At 45.3% G+C, this 17,211-nt stretch carries 15 protein-coding genes; 2 read left to right on the top strand and 13 right to left on the bottom strand.

Going from position 1 to position 17,211, the window contains the following annotated elements:
- Nucleotides 1–38: 38 nt before the first annotated feature.
- The 7 genes from FEM33_RS26185 to FEM33_RS26155 all read right to left on the bottom strand — a co-directional run bounded on the left by FEM33_RS26185 (nt 39) and on the right by FEM33_RS26155 (nt 10,571).
- On the bottom strand, nt 39–1,181 hold the full coding sequence (locus FEM33_RS26185; RefSeq protein ID WP_139014918.1) for a carboxypeptidase-like regulatory domain-containing protein: 1,143 nt from the start codon (nt 1,179–1,181) through the stop codon (nt 39–41).
- Nucleotides 1,182–1,498: 317 nt separating this feature from the next.
- A complete protein-coding gene (locus tag FEM33_RS26180; protein WP_139014917.1) occupies nt 1,499–3,262 on the bottom strand; it encodes a phospho-sugar mutase in 1,764 nt (587 codons plus the stop codon).
- A gap of 48 nt (nt 3,263–3,310) precedes the next feature.
- Entirely contained in the window at nt 3,311–6,001 is a 2,691-nt protein-coding gene (locus FEM33_RS26175) for an MGH1-like glycoside hydrolase domain-containing protein (protein WP_139014916.1), read from the bottom strand.
- 141 nt (nt 6,002–6,142) lie between these two features.
- Nucleotides 6,143–7,861 carry a D-alanine--D-alanine ligase family protein gene (locus tag FEM33_RS26170; RefSeq protein ID WP_139014915.1) on the bottom strand — a complete coding sequence of 573 codons (1,719 nt, stop codon included), beginning with the start codon at nt 7,859–7,861 and terminating at the stop codon, nt 6,143–6,145.
- A 159-nt stretch (nt 7,862–8,020) separates the two neighbouring features.
- Nucleotides 8,021–8,278 carry a NifU family protein gene (locus tag FEM33_RS26165; RefSeq protein ID WP_138281868.1) on the bottom strand — a complete coding sequence of 86 codons (258 nt, stop codon included), beginning with the start codon at nt 8,276–8,278 and terminating at the stop codon, nt 8,021–8,023.
- A gap of 66 nt (nt 8,279–8,344) precedes the next feature.
- On the bottom strand, nt 8,345–9,451 hold the full coding sequence (locus FEM33_RS26160) for an Mrp/NBP35 family ATP-binding protein (RefSeq protein ID WP_139014914.1): 1,107 nt from the start codon (nt 9,449–9,451) through the stop codon (nt 8,345–8,347).
- Between the two features lie 115 nt (nt 9,452–9,566).
- Nucleotides 9,567–10,571, bottom strand: a complete 1,005-nt coding sequence (locus FEM33_RS26155) for a GSCFA domain-containing protein (protein ID WP_139014913.1) — start codon at nt 10,569–10,571, stop codon at nt 9,567–9,569.
- Between the two features lie 132 nt (nt 10,572–10,703).
- On the opposite strand from FEM33_RS26155, the gene FEM33_RS26150 reads away from it, so the two are divergent.
- Together FEM33_RS26150 and FEM33_RS26145 are read left to right on the top strand one after the other, a co-directional pair.
- A complete protein-coding gene (locus FEM33_RS26150; RefSeq protein ID WP_139014912.1) occupies nt 10,704–11,543 on the top strand; it encodes a glycoside hydrolase family 16 protein in 840 nt (279 codons plus the stop codon).
- A 35-nt stretch (nt 11,544–11,578) separates the two neighbouring features.
- Complete coding sequence (locus FEM33_RS26145) at nt 11,579–13,408, top strand: DNA polymerase III subunit gamma/tau (protein WP_139014911.1); 1,830 nt, start codon at nt 11,579–11,581, stop codon at nt 13,406–13,408.
- Here FEM33_RS26145 and coaE read toward each other — a convergent pair.
- The 6 genes from coaE to nusB all read right to left on the bottom strand — a co-directional run bounded on the left by coaE (nt 13,405) and on the right by nusB (nt 17,211).
- Nucleotides 13,405–14,013 carry a dephospho-CoA kinase gene (gene coaE / locus FEM33_RS26140; protein ID WP_139014910.1) on the bottom strand — a complete coding sequence of 203 codons (609 nt, stop codon included), beginning with the start codon at nt 14,011–14,013 and terminating at the stop codon, nt 13,405–13,407. The two genes, FEM33_RS26145 and coaE, sit on opposite strands and share 4 nt — an antisense overlap.
- Before the next feature lie 41 nt (nt 14,014–14,054).
- Nucleotides 14,055–14,669 (bottom strand): YbbR-like domain-containing protein, encoded by a 615-nt coding sequence (locus tag FEM33_RS26135; protein WP_139014909.1) that lies wholly within the window; start codon nt 14,667–14,669, stop codon nt 14,055–14,057.
- Between the two features lie 179 nt (nt 14,670–14,848).
- Nucleotides 14,849–15,151: a preprotein translocase subunit YajC gene (yajC, locus tag FEM33_RS26130; RefSeq protein WP_138281861.1), complete on the bottom strand. Its 303-nt coding sequence runs from the start codon at nt 15,149–15,151 to the stop codon at nt 14,849–14,851.
- A gap of 53 nt (nt 15,152–15,204) precedes the next feature.
- Nucleotides 15,205–15,648 (bottom strand): DUF1573 domain-containing protein, encoded by a 444-nt coding sequence (locus FEM33_RS26125; RefSeq protein WP_139014908.1) that lies wholly within the window; start codon nt 15,646–15,648, stop codon nt 15,205–15,207.
- Nucleotides 15,649–15,655: 7 nt separating this feature from the next.
- Nucleotides 15,656–15,958: a YtxH domain-containing protein gene (locus FEM33_RS26120; RefSeq protein ID WP_139014907.1), complete on the bottom strand. Its 303-nt coding sequence runs from the start codon at nt 15,956–15,958 to the stop codon at nt 15,656–15,658.
- A gap of 86 nt (nt 15,959–16,044) precedes the next feature.
- Nucleotides 16,045–17,211, bottom strand: a complete 1,167-nt coding sequence (gene nusB, locus FEM33_RS26115) for a transcription antitermination factor NusB (RefSeq protein WP_139014906.1) — start codon at nt 17,209–17,211, stop codon at nt 16,045–16,047.

The raw sequence follows: 17,211 nt of genomic DNA, 5'->3' as shown, positions 1-17,211 counted from the left end.
CGTTAAGGAGCTGCCGGCAATCAAATTTAAGCCAATAGCTAATTGTCTCTTTTCCAGTCCGCAGGCAAAAGGGTTGAAAAACGGTCATTTGCCAGATCGCCTGCGATTTCAAAACCCATCGGCATGGATACCCAGCCTTGCGGCGTTATAATCATGTACCCCTGGGGAAATGTAATCTGCGAGTAAGCATACGGCATGTCTGAATAAGGCGACCTTCCTCTTTTTTTGGTATTGAAGATTTCAAGCTGCGTACGTGAAACGACCAGCCGCTCTGTAATCAGTTCGCCGGGCTGGATCAGCCTCATTCCTCTTATGGCCTCAATGCGGTTATGCAAATGGTTGGCCAGCGTATTAACGCCATTGACAGACCGCACTGATTTGAACATACGCAAGGAATCAGGAATGGCCTGATATACTTTAAAGCCTTGTTCCTGTAAACTGTCGGCAACCATACTGGCCAGTAAATGCTTCAACGAACCCTGATAGGCAATCTTCTGATTTGAGCGCCACGATTTTTTTTGCAGGCTGTCTTTAGGTGTGAGCAATTCAAAACGCGTGCTGCCTCCGTAATAAACCTTTCCGTTAAAATAATCAAAGTCATCCAGATCCTGATGAATACGGTATCCAAGTGCATTATTTTCAATAATCAGCGGCTTGGTAGTCTGTGCTCCCAAATGGCCGTCATCGTCTTCGGAAATCCGCAGCACTTCCGGATTTACAATCCTGCATTGTTTACTAAACTGACTGTTTCCGAGCAATTCACGGGTAATAATTTTTAAATGCTTTTCTCTTTTCTTGTTTTTTCTGGCATAAACAGTTACACTCTGAAGTTCCATTCCTTCTTTTAATTTGAACAATACTGTTTTCACACCCGGCTGCTCGAAACGAAGCGTCTGTTTAATGGTTTCGTATCCCAGAAATGAAACAGCAATCTCAATGTTTCCAATGGAAAGATCGGGCAGCTTGTAGTTACCATTTTCATCAGCATTGGTTCCGATGGAAGAATTATTGATAAAAACATTGGCAAAAGGCAGTGGCTTGCCGGTTTTTTCGTCCGTAACCTTGCCGGTTAATGTAACGGATGTACTTTGCTGGGCAAAGGTTTGTGTGGTATTAAATAATAGCAGAAAGGCAATGAATTGCAGATTACCAATGATACGGCGTATTAAAATCAGACACATAAATGAAATTCAAAGCTTTTTAGCCCAAATATAAAATAGGAGTTTGTAATCTGTCGGATATGTACATGATTTGTTGCATAATCGTAAACAAAGGCGGCTCCTCCGGAGCCAAAACCACATGTAAAGACAATTTTACTACAAACAGGATGCCCCGCCGGGGCGTTACATCCTGCTCCGGAGGAGCATTCTGTTTATAGAAACGGATTATAATATAATTGTGAAACTCCGCAGGAGTGGCCTGTTTTCTAGACAAGTTTCTTACACAAAAAAGGGCCACTCTTTACAAAGAGCAGCCCTTTATTAAAAAGAACATAAAACTATTTCAATCCAAGCTCTTCGCCGATTGCTTTAACTTTATCCTTCAAAGCAGCATACACATCATCAAAATCCTCATTCTTTTCCAGAGGAGCTCTTACACCAACATAAAATTTGATTTTCGGTTCCGTTCCGGATGGACGACATGTAAATTTCGTTCCGTCTTCAGTAAAGAATTGAAGCACGTTTGAAGTCTCAATACCCATTTCACCGGATGGAATTTGACTGGTTGTACCGCTTGTAAAATCAGTTGTTGTCAAAGCTTTGTAATCATCCATCCGGACCACCGGCGAACCTGCAAGCGTCTTTGGCGGATTGGCGCGGAAATCTGCCATCATCTGCTGAATTTCATCTGCACCGGACTTACCCTTTTTGGTCAGCGAGATCAAGCCTTCATAGTAAAAGCCGAACTGCTTGTAGATTTCCATCAGCATATCAAACAGGCTCAGTCCTTTGTCTTTGGCATAAGCCGATAATTCTGCAATCATGGCACAGGAAGCAATGGCATCCTTGTCACGAACAGCATCACCGATCAGATAACCATAGCTCTCCTCACCTCCGCCGATAAATTGCTCAACGCCTTCTTTTTCACGAATAACCTGCGCAATGTATTTGAAACCTGTAAGTGTATTGTAACAGTTTACATCATAGGCAGCTGCCATTTTATCGATCAGGTCAGTTGTTACGATCGTTTTGCAAACAAACTGTGTTCCTGTGAGCTTGCCGGCATCTTTCCAGGCATTCAGAAGATAATATATCAGTACACTTGCCGTCTGGTTTCCGTTCAGTAACTGAATTTCACCATGATGATTTTTAACGGCAATCCCGACACGGTCCGCATCCGGATCTGTTCCAAGTACAAGGTCCGCATCGATTTCACGGGCTTTTGCAACTGCTTTTGACATAGCCTCACTTTCCTCGGGATTCGGATAAACAACCGTTGGAAACTGTCCGTTGCCTTTTGGCTCTGCCTGCTCTTCAATGACCGTAACGGCTTCAAATCCCATTTTGGAAAGCAAAGCCGGAACCAGTGTCACACCCGTTCCATGCAAAGGCGTATAAACGATTTTAAGGTTCTTCTGACGTTCCAGTGCACCTTTGGAAATCGAAAGTGAAAGAATATGATTGATATATTTCTCGTCTACTTCCGCACCGATTTTGGTAATTCTCGAATTGTCTCCGTCAAATTTTACTTCATCAATGGATTTGATGGCATTTACCTCATCAATGATATTGGAATCATGCGGAGCGACCACCTGCGAGCCGTCATCCCAGTAAGCCTTGTAACCGTTATATTCTTTCGGATTATGCGAAGCTGTAACCACAACACCGCTTTTACATCCCAGAAGACGAATGGCAAACGATAATTCAGGTGTCGGACGCAATGCCTCAAAAAGATAAACCGAGATACCGTTTGCAGAAAAAATATCCGCTATAATCCTGGCAAATTCGTCCGATTTGATGCGGCTGTCATAAGCAATGGCCACTTTCTTTTCTTCATTCGGGAATGCCTTGTTCAGGTAATTGGCAAGTCCCTGAGTAGCAGTGCCAACGGTATAACGGTTCATGCGATTGGAACCTATTCCGATCAATCCGCGCAAGCCACCTGTTCCGAATTCCAGGTCTTTGTAAAATGCATCCGTCAGTTCGGTGTCATTTCCTTCATCAATCAATTGTTGAATGGATTGTTTTGTATCGATATCGTAATCACCGGTGAGCCAGCTACTTACCTTGGTCATTACATTCGGTTCCAATTTTGCGGTCATAATAAAGCTTAGTAGAATTGATTTATAGTGTAAATATATATACCGGAATTATTTACTTATTTCCAGTTCTTCTTTTTCAAGTTGTTTAACCTGCTCGTGAGCCGTTTTATGGATCAGCTCAGCCACCAGTCCCGTCCAGCCTGTCTGATGACTGGCACCGCATCCGCGTCCGTTGTCGCCATGAAAATATTCATAAAATAAAACATGTTCATTAAAATGCGGATCTTTTTGCATCTTCTGATCGTGGCCGTATACAGCGCGGTTGCCTTCAGTGTCCTTCTTGAATATATCAATAAGACGACACGCTATTCCTACAGCAGCATCTTTGATTGTTGTAAGGTTGCCCGAATTGGTAGGATTTTCAATCAGGAAATCTTCACCATAATACGCATGAAATTTCATCAGCGAATCAAAGATCAGATAATTCAGCGGAAACCAGATTGGCCCACGCCAGTTGGAATTTCCTCCCATGATATCCGTAAGTGCCTCTGCAGGCGTATAGTCAACCTGAAGAACTTCTCCGTTTATATAGAATTTGTAAGGATTTGCTTCATGATATTTGGACAATGCCCGCACGCCGAAATCGGATAAAAACTCGCTTTCATCCAGCATTCGTTTCATGATCATTTTCATACGGTGTCCGCGCAGGATGGATAGCAGGCGGTTTTCTCCTTTTCCGGATTCAAACCATCTTGAAATCAGACGCGCAAGGTCCGGCCTGTTGGCAAGTACCCATTCCACGCGCCGCTTGAAAACAGGCAGTTTGTCAAGATTCTGCGGATCAAGGATTTCAACTGCAAACAACGGAATAAGCCCGACAATGGAACGCACTTTCAGCAGAATGCTTTGTCCGTTCGGAATGTGAATGACATCATAGTAAAACTGATCTTCTTCATCCCAGAGGCTGATCGAGGAATTCTTGCCGCCGATCGACTCCATGGCACCCGCAATATGCAGAAAGTGCTCAAAGAATTTGGAAGCCATATCCTGATAAACCGGATGCACCAGCGAAACTTCAACCGAAATCCGCAGCATATTCAGCGTGTACATGGCCATCCAGCCGGTTGCATCTGCCTGTTGCAGCTTTCCGCCAAACGGCATCGGCGTGGACCGGTCAAAAACCCCGATATTATCCAGCCCTAAAAATCCGCCGCTGAAAATATTGTTTCCGGTATCATCTTTCTGGTTTACCCACCAGGTAAAGTTCAGAAGCAGCTTATGGAATATTTTTTCAAGAAACTCGATGTCGCCTACGCCGTTATTCTGTTCCTGATCAATTTCGTACACTTTCCATGTCGCCCAGCCGTGTACAGGCGGGTTCACATCCGAGAAATTCCATTCATAGGCAGGAATCTGCCCGTTCGGGTGCATGTAATATTCGCGCAGCAGAATTTCAAGCTGCCTTTTTGCAAAACCCGCATCCACGCGCGCCAGTGGAACACAGTGAAATGCAAGGTCCCACGCCGCAAACCACGGATATTCCCATTTATCCGGCATCGAAATGATGTTGGCGGCATACAGATGTTTCCATCCCGAATTCCGCCCCCATTTTCGTCCCTGATTAGGTCCGGGCTGCGCGGGGTCGCCTTTCAGCCATTCATAAACGTTGTAGTAATAAAACTGCTTGCTCCATAACATGCCCGCATACGACTGGCGCTGAATGGATTTAAGGTCAGGGTCGGAAACTTCTTTCTGCAGGTCGTCATAAAACTCGTCCGCTTCGCGGATTCTTTTGCTGAAAAGATCTTCAAAACCCCCGAACGGCTCCGAAATCGTATGATTCACAAATCTCAGTTTGAAAGTAGCACTTTCGCCGGCTTTTATGGTTTTTGTAAATCTTGCAGATGCTTTGGTACCGATGCTGTTCGGATTGATCGTTCCCGACTTTCCTCCGCTTACAATATGGTCGTTGATCCCGTCTTTCGGGTAAGAAGTATTATTGGAAGTTCCGTAGAGCTTTTTAAAATTGGTTTCATTTTCACAGAACAGAAGCTCGTCCGCATTATCCAGATACAAGTTATATTTTCCATGCTTCCGGTGCGTCACTTCAATCAGACGGTTTGAAATGCCGTTCATGATCGGCTTGTAATTGAAAGCCTCGTAACCCCACGACCACGTATTGCGAAAAAGGATCGTAGGCAGAACCGTTATCGGGGCATCTTTCGGACCACGGTTGAAAACGGTGACTTTCATCAGAATATCCTCTTCATCCGCTTTGGCATGCTCGATGAAAATGTCAAAGTATTCGTCATTTTCAAATATCCCCGTATCCATGATCTCGTATTCCGGATCCTGTTTGCCTCTTCGGGCATTTTCCTGACGGATTTTTTCGTACGGAAAAGCCTGCTGAGGATATTTGTACAACATCTTCGTATAAGAATGCGTAGGCGTACTATCCAGATAGTAATACATTTCCTTCACATCCTCGCCGTGATTGGATTCGCGGTTTGTAAGTCCGAATATTCTTTCCTTGATCAGTTTATCCTTGTGATTCCAGAATGCGAATGACAGACATATATGCTGTTTATTGTCAGAAAAACCTCCGATTCCGTCTTCACCCCAGCGGTAGGCTTTGGAAAGTGCCATTTCATGGGTTATGTAGTTCCATGCATCGCCATTGCCGCTATAATCTTCCCGGACGGTCCCCCATTGACGTTCGGACAAATAAGGACCCCACTTTTTCCATCCCGTATTTTCTTTCTGAAGGCTTAATCTAACTTTTTCAGCGCCGTGTGCCATTATATTTTTATTTTCTGAAAAGGAATGAAATTCATTGTAAATCTACAAAAATTAAGATGCAGGTTTCCAAAAACTATATAATCTGATAGAAATCATAACAATCAGACACAATAAAATGAACTAACCGAACTTAAAACAAGGTTACAAAACCGAATCTTCCAATTCTGCCAGACTTGTATATACGCCGATTCTGAAATCCGGATTTCCTCCGTAAAAGGACGTAATCTCAGCTGCTTTCCGGGAAGTTTCAGTCAGTAACGGATGTCGTTCCGCATGTAATAAATCTTCTATATCAGCTACAAATTCCTTAAACATCAGCGGATTGGTCAATTTGTAATACTTGCCGTCATTTGCATGCAGAACCGGAACCGGTACCGACTTACCTGCTGCGTGCATGCTGCCGTATTTCAGTCGGGCAGCCGCATATTGTTCATCCGTTGCTTCAAAAACGATCAGTTCAGATGGTTTTGAAACTGCATTATTCTGTCTGATTTTTTCATCCAGTGAACCAAGCAGACTGCGGAGCTGCCATGTATGCTTGCCCGAACGGATCCTTTCACGCAGCGATTGCCGGATCAGATAAGTGAGTGCCTGCGTTACATTCAGGCCGATTTCAGCCATTTGCTTGAAAATAAACGAAGTCGGCGACATACCCGGGATCGTGTTCGGATCGTGCAGCACGATGGTTCCTTCCGGCGTCAGAAAACCGTCAATTCGCACGCATACGTTAATGCCGAGCTGCTGAAAAACATCGGCAATGACCCGCTGGATTTCCTGGTTTATTTCAAGCGTTGTGTCCACCGGAATGCGCTTGCGGCTTGCTCCGGGCTTGTATTTGGCATTAAAATCAAAAACCCTGACCATTTTGATGACCTCACTCGGCGGCAACGCCAAAGGTTTTCCGTTATCGAACTGAATGCAGCCGCACGAAAACTCCTGACCTTCGATAAACTCTTCAACAAGCACCTGATCTTCGGCATTGGCACTGCTGATAAAAGCCGTTACCTGATCCTGTAAAAAGTAAGCATCCAGTTCAGCGATGAGCGCAGCCGGGTGATAAACAGTGTGGCCATTAAACAAAACCGGGAAACCGATTCCTTCGTCCAAGTTGGCCATTTTTTGTCCCCAGGCCTGTTTTTGCGCCGGGTCCATCGCATTCCAGGTTGTACTTTCCAGCTCTACCTGGAAAAAGCACTGATTGACTGCATATACGAATTCATCCAGAGAATCCTCTTTTACAATGGCAACGCCGATGGACGAACCCTGATGCGGAGCCTTGATAACAAGCGGCAGACCGAGATGCTTTTTTAATACCTGAAAAAGAATGGCATATTCATTGGGAACCCATTGGTCGAAACGCAGTGTCCAGCTTTTTTTCTGCTGCGCATTCACGAGCGCAATCATTTCATTCTGAAGTATTTTATCAATTCCGACGGCCGAGCCCATTAATCCCGGGCCGCTATACGGAATTTTATACCATTCCAGCAGGCCCTGAATGGCGCCGTCTTCACAATCCGGGCCGTGCATAGCCAGAAAAGCGAAGTCAAAATGCTGTTTAAATTCTGAAGGTGAAATCAGAACGCCGGTTTCGGGTGATAAAGGTTCGTTTTCCAGCGCGGGAAAAGATTCGATATAGATTCTGAAACCATCCTGAAAATGGTTTTTTGCAGGGTAGAAATCTCTTATTTCACCGGCATACATTAAATCTTCCTGAATCCTGACAAACCGGCCGAAGCTGTCAACAAAAATGGGTATGGGCTCAAAAAGTGACTTGTCCAAATACTCAAAAGCTGTTTTTCCGCCTGCAAATGAAATCTCCCTTTCACGGGAAGGGCCACCAAAAAAAATCCCGATACGCATGTTTTAATTCTGATTAATGCATTCAAATCTTACCCGCAATATAAGTCACTAAACGGGAGGAATCAATTTCTGCAAGAAGTACGGCCTGTTTTTTAAACAAAAAAGCAGTTTCCGGAAAGAAAACTGCTTTGGTTGAAATTGGTATGATACGATGCTGAATCAGGCAAGAGCGGGTACATTGACCGACACGACGCGGTTGACATGAGGAACTGCCTTGCGGATCGATTCTTCAAGGCCGGCGCGGAAAGTCATTGCACTCATTGGGCAGCTTTGGCAGGATCCCTGCAGTTCCAGTTTCACAGTCAGATCATCAGTCAGTTCAATGAATTTGACATCTCCGCCATCTGCATGCAAATAAGGACGTACCGAATCGAGTGCCTGCTCGATAAGTTCTATTGTTTTTTCTTTTGAATCCATTATAAAAAAGTATGTTCGCTAAGATGCAAGATTATGTTCAAAAAATCAAATCTTTTGCCGGTTATATCAAACCTGAATTTCTACCGGCCGTGTTTTCTCTCTGGAAGCATTTCGGATGGCTACCTGCTGTGCAAGCGATTCTGCTGCATCTCTGAAAGCATCATTTACAATCGGATTTACATTCATAACTGCCGGACGGCCTTCATCGCCGGACTCGCGTATTCCCTGAACCAAAGGTATTTGACCCAGCAAAGGCACGTCAAACTTATCCGCCAGTGACTGGCCGCCGCCTTTGCCGAAAATAAAATACTGATGTTCAGGTAACTCCTCCGGAGTAAACCAAGACATATTTTCCACTACGCCAAGGATCGGAACATTGATCTGCGGCTGCCTGAACATCGCCATTCCTTTGGACGCATCGGCCAGCGCAACTTTCTGAGGCGTTGTAACGATCACAGCACCTGTAACGGGCACCGTTTGTACAAGCGTAAGATGAATATCGCTGGTTCCGGGCGGAAGGTCAATCAGAAGATAATCCAGTTCGCCCCAGTCCGTATCCCCGAAAAACTGCTTCAAAGCCTGGCTTGCCATCGGGCCGCGCCACACAATCGCACTGTCGGGCGGTGTAAGGAAACCAATGGAAATCATTTTGATTCCGTACTGGCGGATCGGGTTAATGTAATTTTTGCCGTCTTTCGGCGTAATGGTCGGCTGCATGTTTTCCGCACCGAACATAACCGGAATCGAAGGCCCTGAAATGTCCGCATCGATAATCCCTACTTTGGCGCCTGAACGGTGCAGTGCCACGGCCAGATTTGCCGTTACGGTCGATTTTCCGACTCCGCCTTTTCCGGACGAAATGGCAATTACGTTTTTAACACCCGGGATCATCGGGCCGGCGTCCCGTGTAGACGTTACATTGGCAATCAGCTTGATATTCACTTCCACATCCGGACTCAGATGTTCGTGGATTGCAGCTTCACAGTTTCTTCTGATCAATTCTTTCAAAGGGCAGGCCGGTGTTGTAAGCACAACCGTAAAACTGACCTGATTTATTCCTATTTCAATATCCTGAATCATACCGAGTGTCACCAGATCCCTTTTCAGATCAGGCTCTTCCACAGTGCTCAGGGCCTGCAGTACTTTTTCCTTATTGATTGTAAATTCTCCCATTGTAGCGGATTTGGGCAATTTGAATGATTTACGGCCGCGCCTTAATCCCGATTGCCTTACTTAAAAAATACCTTGAACTGTTATATGTTTTCAACACCAAATATCCTCAATGAGTTTATTGCAGGTGCGAAAATTCCTGAATTCTCTTCTCAATTTCACGCAGTTCAGAAGAAACGTCTGTATTCTCCGAAATAGCCCGCAGTTTGGCATGAATGGATTGCAGCAGTCGCAGCTGGCTTTTGGTCAGGCCGTGCATGGGCCGGTGCAGCATCATCTGGCGGATGGCATCCCATTCCTTCATGAAAGCAAGTGAACCGGTATCAATAAAAGCGCGCGCAAAAGCATTCAGGATGATATCCTCTGCAGTTCGGTTCGGATGGATAAGATCTTCTTCATAAAACCGGTAATCGCGCAGTTCGTCAATCATGATTTCGTAGGAAGGAAAATATTCGACCTGTTTGAATTTCTCCGATAGCCTGTGGCAAACGAGCCTTAAAGTGGATTTGCTGACCTGATTCAGCGGCAGGGTATCCCGCGTATGACGAACCGGGCTGACAGTAAGAACAATCCGTAGGTTCCTCTGAAAAGGCTGCAATTTGAGAATAAGCTGTTCCAGCGCCATATTCACCTGATCGGGATGCAAAAGTTCCTTCACAAAACTATCGCCGGGCATTTTATGACAATTGCCTACGATCATGTTCGACTGGCGGTGCCTGTAAGCATAAGCTGTTCCCAGCGTAATGACCAGGATATCCGAGCTTTTCAGAAATTCCCTGACTGTGTTCAGCTTTCCTATCAGTTTCATTTCCAGATCTTTCCTGTCATGGCTCCATTGCGACGAATGAAAATCATGATGAAACCAGATGTGGTCGGAATCCTGGATATACAAAGCCGGATTCGGCAGTTTTCCATCCAGCGCACTGTCCAGTATGCGTGTGATTGCCAAAGGGTTGAATACGTTCCCGAGCGGATTATTGAGAACGGGAAATTTATAATCACTCAGCTGCCTGCCAAGCACATCTGCAAAACAGGAGCCTATGGTAAGTACTTTCGAATTATGACTGATCTTCCATTCGGAGGGAATTATGCTGACTTCGGTACTTAATTTAATCTGCTTCATTCAATTCATTAAAAAAATGGGTAATACAAAATTAACGGAATTAAGCAGTAAGCACTTGTTACGATTTCGAAAATCCGCAGAAAGTGATAATATTGATAATAATATGTGTTTAAATTTTAATCCGGACCTGAAATGCCTAGAACCGCGCCCTTTTTTGGATCTTTCCTGTATGTATTTTTCATTGCATTTTCGGGCTGCTCGCAAAACATGCCGGCTGCTCCGCAATACACATTTGCAACCACGCCTTCCTGGCAGGATGAATTTGACTATTCAGGAAAGCCTGATCCCGCAAAGTGGAGCTACAACCTGGGCGATCACGGCTGGGGAAACAAGGAACTGGAAGATTATACGGACAAAACGGAAAATGCAAGAGTTGAAAACGGACAGCTTGTTATTGAGGCATTGAAGGAAAAATCCGGAAAAGCCGATTACAGTTCCGCCCGGCTGGTTTCAAAAGGCAAAGGCGATTTTCTCTATGGAAAATTCGAGATAAAAGCCCGTCTTCCAAAAGGCCGCGGCACGTGGCCTGCGATCTGGATGCTGGCCAGCGAAAATAATTACGGCAACAAAGGCTGGCCGGATAACGGTGAAATCGACATCATGGAACACGTCGGATTTGACCAGAACCGCGTTCACGGCAACATTCATACCAAGGCATTTAATCATTCGATCGGTACCAACAAAGGCAACAATATCATGGTCGAAAACGCATCCGAAGCTTTTCACATTTATGCATGGGAATGGACGCCGGACTATATTTCCATTCTGGCAGACGGAAAGGAGTATTTCAGATTTACAAAGGAAAACGCATACCAATGGCAGGAATGGCCTTTTGACAAACCTTTTCACATCATCCTGAATATTGCTGTCGGAGGCAGCTGGGGCGGACAGAAAGGTGTGGATGACAGTATTTTCCCGCAGAAAATGGAAGTGGATTACGTCCGTGTTTACCCGCTTGTACAGAAAAAGTAGCTTTGAAATTCCAGTGCATGGAAGTAACTTGCACCATGGATAATTTTGTTGTTTCGGCCAGGAAGTACCGTCCCGTCACCTTTGATTCGGTGGTTGGACAATCACACATTACGACTACTTTAAAAAATGCAATAAGAACCAATCACCTTGCGCAGGCTTTTCTTTTCTGCGGGCCGCGCGGAGTTGGAAAAACGACCTGTGCCCGGATCCTTGCCAAAACGATCAACTGCCAGAACCTGGGCGACGATGTGGAAGCCTGCGGAGAATGCGAATCCTGCATCAGTTTCCAGAACAACGCGTCTTTCAATATTCATGAACTGGATGCCGCTTCCAACAATTCGGTAGAAGACATCAGAAACCTCATCGATCAGGTTCGTTATCCGCCTCAGACCGGGAAATATAAAATCTATATCATTGACGAGGTTCACATGCTTTCGCAGGCTGCTTTCAATGCTTTCCTGAAAACGCTGGAAGAACCGCCCGGATACGCCATTTTTATTCTGGCCACAACGGAAAAGCATAAGATCCTGCCGACGATTTTATCACGCTGCCAGATTTTTGACTTCAACCGCATTCAGCCCAAAGACATTGCGCATCATCTGGCCGATATCGCAAGGAAAGAAGGCATTGCAACGGAGAAAGAAGCATTGGAACTGATCGGACAAAAAGCCGATGGCGGTCTGCGCGACGCGCTTTCCATGTTCGACCTGAATGTGACGTTTTCAACGGATAACCGGCTTACTTACGAATCCGTTCTTGAAAACCTGCATATCTTGGATTATGACTATTATTTCAAAATAACGGATGCGCTTACTTCGGGCAGCATTGCGCGTTCACTGGTTCTTTTTGATGAAATCCTGAGAAAAGGTTTTGACGGGCATTTGTTTGTTGTCGGGCTTCTGGAACATTTCCGAAATCTGCTGGTCTGCAAAGATCCTGCTACGGTTACGCTTTTACAGGTTTCAGAATCTGCCGAAAGGAAATATGTGGAGCAATCCGCTTTGTCCGAAATGAGTTTTTTGCTGTCTGCGCTCAGCATTGCGGGCCAATGCGATATCAATTACAAGTCAGCCAAAAACCAGCGTCTGCACGTTGAGCTTTGTCTGATGAAGCTGGCCAATCTGCCCGGAATACTTCATCTTGACTCACTGCCAGCCGTTGATGAAACGGCAAAAAAAAAAGTTGAGCCACAGCCTGTAACCACAGCAACTCCGGTCAATTCTGAAAACAGGAGTACCGGAACTTCGCCGGATGGAAATACACAGTCCGTCCAGCAAAGTTCGGCCCGGCCTAATGCGGCCCAGCCGACTGCGGCCCAGCCGACTGCGGCTCAGCCTAATGCGGCCCAGCCTAATGCGGCCCAGCCTTCTCAGGCTGCCTCTGCGCCTTCCCGGTTAAAGAATACTGTTCCGCTCAGCATGACCGCTCCGCCTTCCGGTCCGGCAAAGGAAACGGTGGTTAAACCACAAGCGGAAACGCCTGTCAGCCATGCAAGGAAAGAAGCACTTACGCTGGAAAGCCTGCAGACTGCATGGTTTCAATTTGCAGAAAAGCGAAAACAGGCCGGAAATTCGACAACTGAAGAAATCACGTTGAACAAGGGATTTTCGCTGAATGGAAAAACGATTGAAATTGCGCTGGACAATACGCATCAATTGGAAGCACTTCAGAATGCGCGTTATGATCTGATGGGTTTTCTGAAAAGCAGACTGGATGCGCCCGATCTGGATATAAACCCGCGTGTAGCTCCGCAGGAAGTAAACAGACTGCCTTACACGCCGGCCGAAAAATTCAATTATATGGCTGAAAAAAATCCGTATCTGCTGGAATTAAAGCAAGCGCTGGGGCTGGATGTGGATTTTTAACCGGCGTTTTTACCATTCATAAAAATACGGTGCAGCTTCATAATCTGCGGTATCAAAGCAGTTGTTTCATCATTGATAACCGTAAAATCCGCAATTTCCCTGCGTTTTTCATCTGAAACCTGTCTTTCTATAATGGCGCTGATTTCCTTTTCACTGCGGTTGTCGCGGCTTAATATCCGGCTGATTCTTAACGAAACCGGCGCTTCAACGACAATGACGTAATCCAGCGTATTTTTATCCCCGGCTGCATTCATGATGGCCGCTTCCTTGATCACATACGGTGAATCGGAGTGCTGATAAACCCAGCTTTCGGTATCGCTCATGACAACCGGATGTATAATGGCATTCAGTTCTTTAAGCAAAGCTTCATTACTGAAGACAAGCGGCGCTACATATGCCGTATTGTAAATGCCCGATTCATTATAAGCCTGCGGGCCGAGCAGTGCGGTTACTTTTTCCCGGATAACCGGATCGTGGTTGGTCAGCCATTTGGCACGGCTGTCGGCGCTGTAAACAGGAATACCCAGGCAGGAAAACAGCCGGCAGACCATGCTTTTACCTGAACCGATTCCTCCGGTAACCCCGATCTGAAGAGCTTGTGACATCAGTCTGGCAATGAATGTATTTAAATAAACTTCCTGATTTGTTACTGAGGAACGGCATTCAGGTATTGTGCAACCTCAAAACTGATGTAAACATCCCTGTGGCTTACTTCCACCAGAGGCGAAACCGGCAAAGGTATGGGCAGGCTTTCGTCAAAATTATTCTGGATTTTCGGAACAGGAACAGAAATACGGATGGTATCCGGATAGGACCGGATCAGCGACACAGGACCGTCCACGGAAATCAGAGAAGGCGAAACGTTGATTATACTTGAGATAACGTAACCTTCCCGGATGTTGATCCCTGCACTGTCCACACGAATCGGAATAATTTTCCGGATCTTGCGTTCAAAATTCAGCTCGAAAGTATCGGCGACAACGTAATTGACATGCAGGTTTGGGAACAATTCTGTGATCTGATCCGTCAGTGTCGTCGAATTGATAAAACTGGCTTCGTTGGGATTGAGTACTTTATAAACAACCGGATTGGCATTGAAATTCAGCCATGATTTCTGAAGCAGGCTCCAACCGTCGCCGGAAACATTTACCGAAATCCTTTTCGGCAAAGGCTGCATCGGTACAAATGCCGAGTTATCGTACTCTATGGCAAGCGGATAATTGAGCTTTATAGAGTAATTGTCCTTATTCAGGACGTTCATCAACCAAAAGAATGATGCTGCCAGAAAGCATCCAAGGAAAGTTTTGATTTTGTTTTGGTTTGGTGGAACGTTACTCACAGCAATTTTAATTTACACACACTTCAAAATGTATGCCGTTCTTTATTTACTTATTACTTACTAAAACCTTAAAGTAACAAACAAATACTTATAACAGGCAATTATCCTGCTATGGTACGTGAAACTGCGGATTTATCAACCGTCAGCTTTACGCCTTTATCCAGTTCCAGCGTAACTGTATTTTCTTCAACGGTGTAAATCCGGGCGTGGATGCCTCCTATTGTTACAACCTGATCTCCTTTTTTAAGATTGTTCAGAAGCTCTTTTTGCTCCTTCTGTTTTTTTTGCTGCGGACGGATCATAAAAAAGTAGAATACGCCTATAATTCCAACCCACATGACAACCTGATAAATCATGGCTTCGGAACCGCCTGCTGCTGCTTGTGCTAAAAGAGAAAACTTCATTGTAATAAATGGATTAGTAAATATGGAATCCTGTCAAGGAAATAATTGCGGTCTTAATGGTCTTTCGTCTGTGTTTCAGGAACCGAATTAACGATTCCCCGCAGTCGGAGTTCCGAATATGCCGGCTCTGTGTTGGCATAAACAGTAATGGTTTTCACCTGCGGCCCTGACTTGTTCTTGCTGTCAAACCGGACTTTGATACTGGAAGTCTGTTTTGGTCCGATCGGTTCCTTGGGCCACTCCGGCGTAGTGCAGCCACAGGAAGTTGTGATATTATTAAGTATCAAGGGATATTCTCCGTCATTCCGGAATTTGAAATCATGTTCTATGACTTCGCCTTCCTTTATTGTGCCAAAATCATAAGCTGAACTGTCAATCAAAGCAAAAACAGGCATTTTTGAATCTGCCTGTTCTGCATTGTCCTTGTCTCTGACCTTTGAGCAGCCGGAAAAAGCCAGTGCAATTCCCAGCAATACACAAACGGATATTTTTTTCATGTAAGTATCAGTTGGTCTGCCCTTTGATCTGCGCCATCAGCCTGTCTACGTCTTCAAGCAATTTTTCTGCCTTCTCGCGTGCGTCATTCACAACTCTTTTGCCTTCTGTTCTCGCGGAACTGTCATACGGGTCTTTTTTGTCGACCAGATCGTGAACAACTTCTTCCAGCTTTTCACGGTATTTGGATAATCTGTATGTTAATTGTGTGCGCAGCACTCTTCCTTTATCCGGAGCGTATAAAATGCCCAAAGCAGCGCCTGTGACACAGCCGGTCAAAAATGCAATTAAAGTGTTACTGGTTTTACTCATGACTTTTAAGTTTTTAGCCTCAGCTTGCGCCGAGGCTTTGTATTGATACTGTAATTGCTGTCCAAAAAAATTATTCCTTCTGCAACTTATTTGTTATCGATCAATCCGCGTCCGCTCTTTCTGATGATTCCTTCCTTGGCCAGTTTGACTGACAGAACATCCAGGACGCCGTTCACAAACTTACCACTTTTTGGAGTACTATACCTTTTGGCTATCTCAATAAACTCGTTTATCGTCACCTTTACAGGGATTCCGGGAAAATGGATCAGTTCGGCCAAAGCAGTTTTGAGAATGATCAGATCAACGAGTGCGATTCTTTCCAGCTCCCAGTTTTTAAGCTGTTCGTCCAGATACACGGCATACTGATCGCTTTCCTGCACCACGATTCGGCAAAGCTCTTCCACAAAAAACCGGTCTTCTTCCCAGTCCTTTGTAAACGGCGCCAGCTGAAAAGTATGGCTGTTGTCCGCCGATTTCAGGGTTTTGATCGCAAGGCTGCGGATCAGTTCACTATGATCGTCCCAGTAAAGATCGCGCTGTACAAGGTAATCAAGCGGAATTTCATGCTTGAAAATCACCTGCCTCAGAATATGCTGGATAATGGCCTGATCTTCTTCAACGGTATGCGTGGTTTCTTTGCAATAGGCTTCATACACTTCATCTTTCCGCAAGGCATCCCGGTATATTTTACGTATGAGGTTCATATCGTTATGCCAGCTTATGCCGTTGCGGATGATTTCCTCCTGAAGGCTCTCATTTTCTTCCAGCACTTTGATCACTCTGTTGCTGTCCAGGCCGGAATCTTTCGGAAAAGGAAATTCGGGATCATCGTATCTTCTTTCACGATCCATTTTGGCCTGATGTGAAAGTTCTATAAGCATGGAAATCACACGTATGAAATCCACATAAATGGATTCTGTTTCATTCAGCACGCGGCGAACCATTTTCTCGCCGTCGGTAGTTGTCTGCCGGTTGTAAGCTTCGTATGCGCTTCTTGCCACCTTCAATACCTGTGCCGGAAGTTCTTCGTCATCAGCCGGTTTTCCGTGCTTGATCAATTCATCCAGCGTAATGCTGGCCAGTCGCTTCATCCCTGCCAGCTTCTGGCGGTTCTGAGGTTCCATGGAATTCAGATCCGGAGCAAAAGCTTCATCAATATGGTCAAGAGCCAGCAAACGGTTGGCGTCTGCTGTTAGTTGGCGTGCGTACAGCGCCTGTACTGCTTTGGTTCTTAATAATCTTCTATTCAGCAT

Source organism: Dyadobacter flavalbus (assembly GCF_006149045.1).
In the GTDB taxonomy this organism is placed as follows: domain Bacteria; phylum Bacteroidota; class Bacteroidia; order Cytophagales; family Spirosomataceae; genus Dyadobacter; species Dyadobacter flavalbus.
Note: the sequence above shows the minus strand (reverse complement) of the source record. Positions and strands in the feature narration are given on the sequence as shown.

Coding starts and splice junctions, on each gene's coding strand:
- FEM33_RS26150 (WP_139014912.1), top strand. CDS start 10,704: ATGCCTAGAACCGCGCCCTTTTTTGGATCTTTCCTGTATGTATTTTTC.
- FEM33_RS26135 (WP_139014909.1), bottom strand. CDS start 14,669: ATGAACGTCCTGAATAAGGACAATTACTCTATAAAGCTCAATTATCCG.
- FEM33_RS26120 (WP_139014907.1), bottom strand. CDS start 15,958: ATGAGTAAAACCAGTAACACTTTAATTGCATTTTTGACCGGCTGTGTC.
- FEM33_RS26165 (WP_138281868.1), bottom strand. CDS start 8,278: ATGGATTCAAAAGAAAAAACAATAGAACTTATCGAGCAGGCACTCGAT.
- FEM33_RS26155 (WP_139014913.1), bottom strand. CDS start 10,571: ATGAAGCAGATTAAATTAAGTACCGAAGTCAGCATAATTCCCTCCGAA.
- FEM33_RS26175 (WP_139014916.1), bottom strand. CDS start 6,001: ATGGCACACGGCGCTGAAAAAGTTAGATTAAGCCTTCAGAAAGAAAAT.
- FEM33_RS26160 (WP_139014914.1), bottom strand. CDS start 9,451: ATGGGAGAATTTACAATCAATAAGGAAAAAGTACTGCAGGCCCTGAGC.
- FEM33_RS26185 (WP_139014918.1), bottom strand. CDS start 1,181: ATGTGTCTGATTTTAATACGCCGTATCATTGGTAATCTGCAATTCATT.
- FEM33_RS26180 (WP_139014917.1), bottom strand. CDS start 3,262: ATGACCGCAAAATTGGAACCGAATGTAATGACCAAGGTAAGTAGCTGG.
- FEM33_RS26125 (WP_139014908.1), bottom strand. CDS start 15,648: ATGAAAAAAATATCCGTTTGTGTATTGCTGGGAATTGCACTGGCTTTT.
- yajC (WP_138281861.1), bottom strand. CDS start 15,151: ATGAAGTTTTCTCTTTTAGCACAAGCAGCAGCAGGCGGTTCCGAAGCC.
- FEM33_RS26170 (WP_139014915.1), bottom strand. CDS start 7,861: ATGCGTATCGGGATTTTTTTTGGTGGCCCTTCCCGTGAAAGGGAGATT.
- coaE (WP_139014910.1), bottom strand. CDS start 14,013: ATGTCACAAGCTCTTCAGATCGGGGTTACCGGAGGAATCGGTTCAGGT.
- nusB (WP_139014906.1), bottom strand. CDS start 17,211: ATGCTGAATAGAAGATTATTAAGAACCAAAGCAGTACAGGCGCTGTAC.
- FEM33_RS26145 (WP_139014911.1), top strand. CDS start 11,579: ATGGATAATTTTGTTGTTTCGGCCAGGAAGTACCGTCCCGTCACCTTT.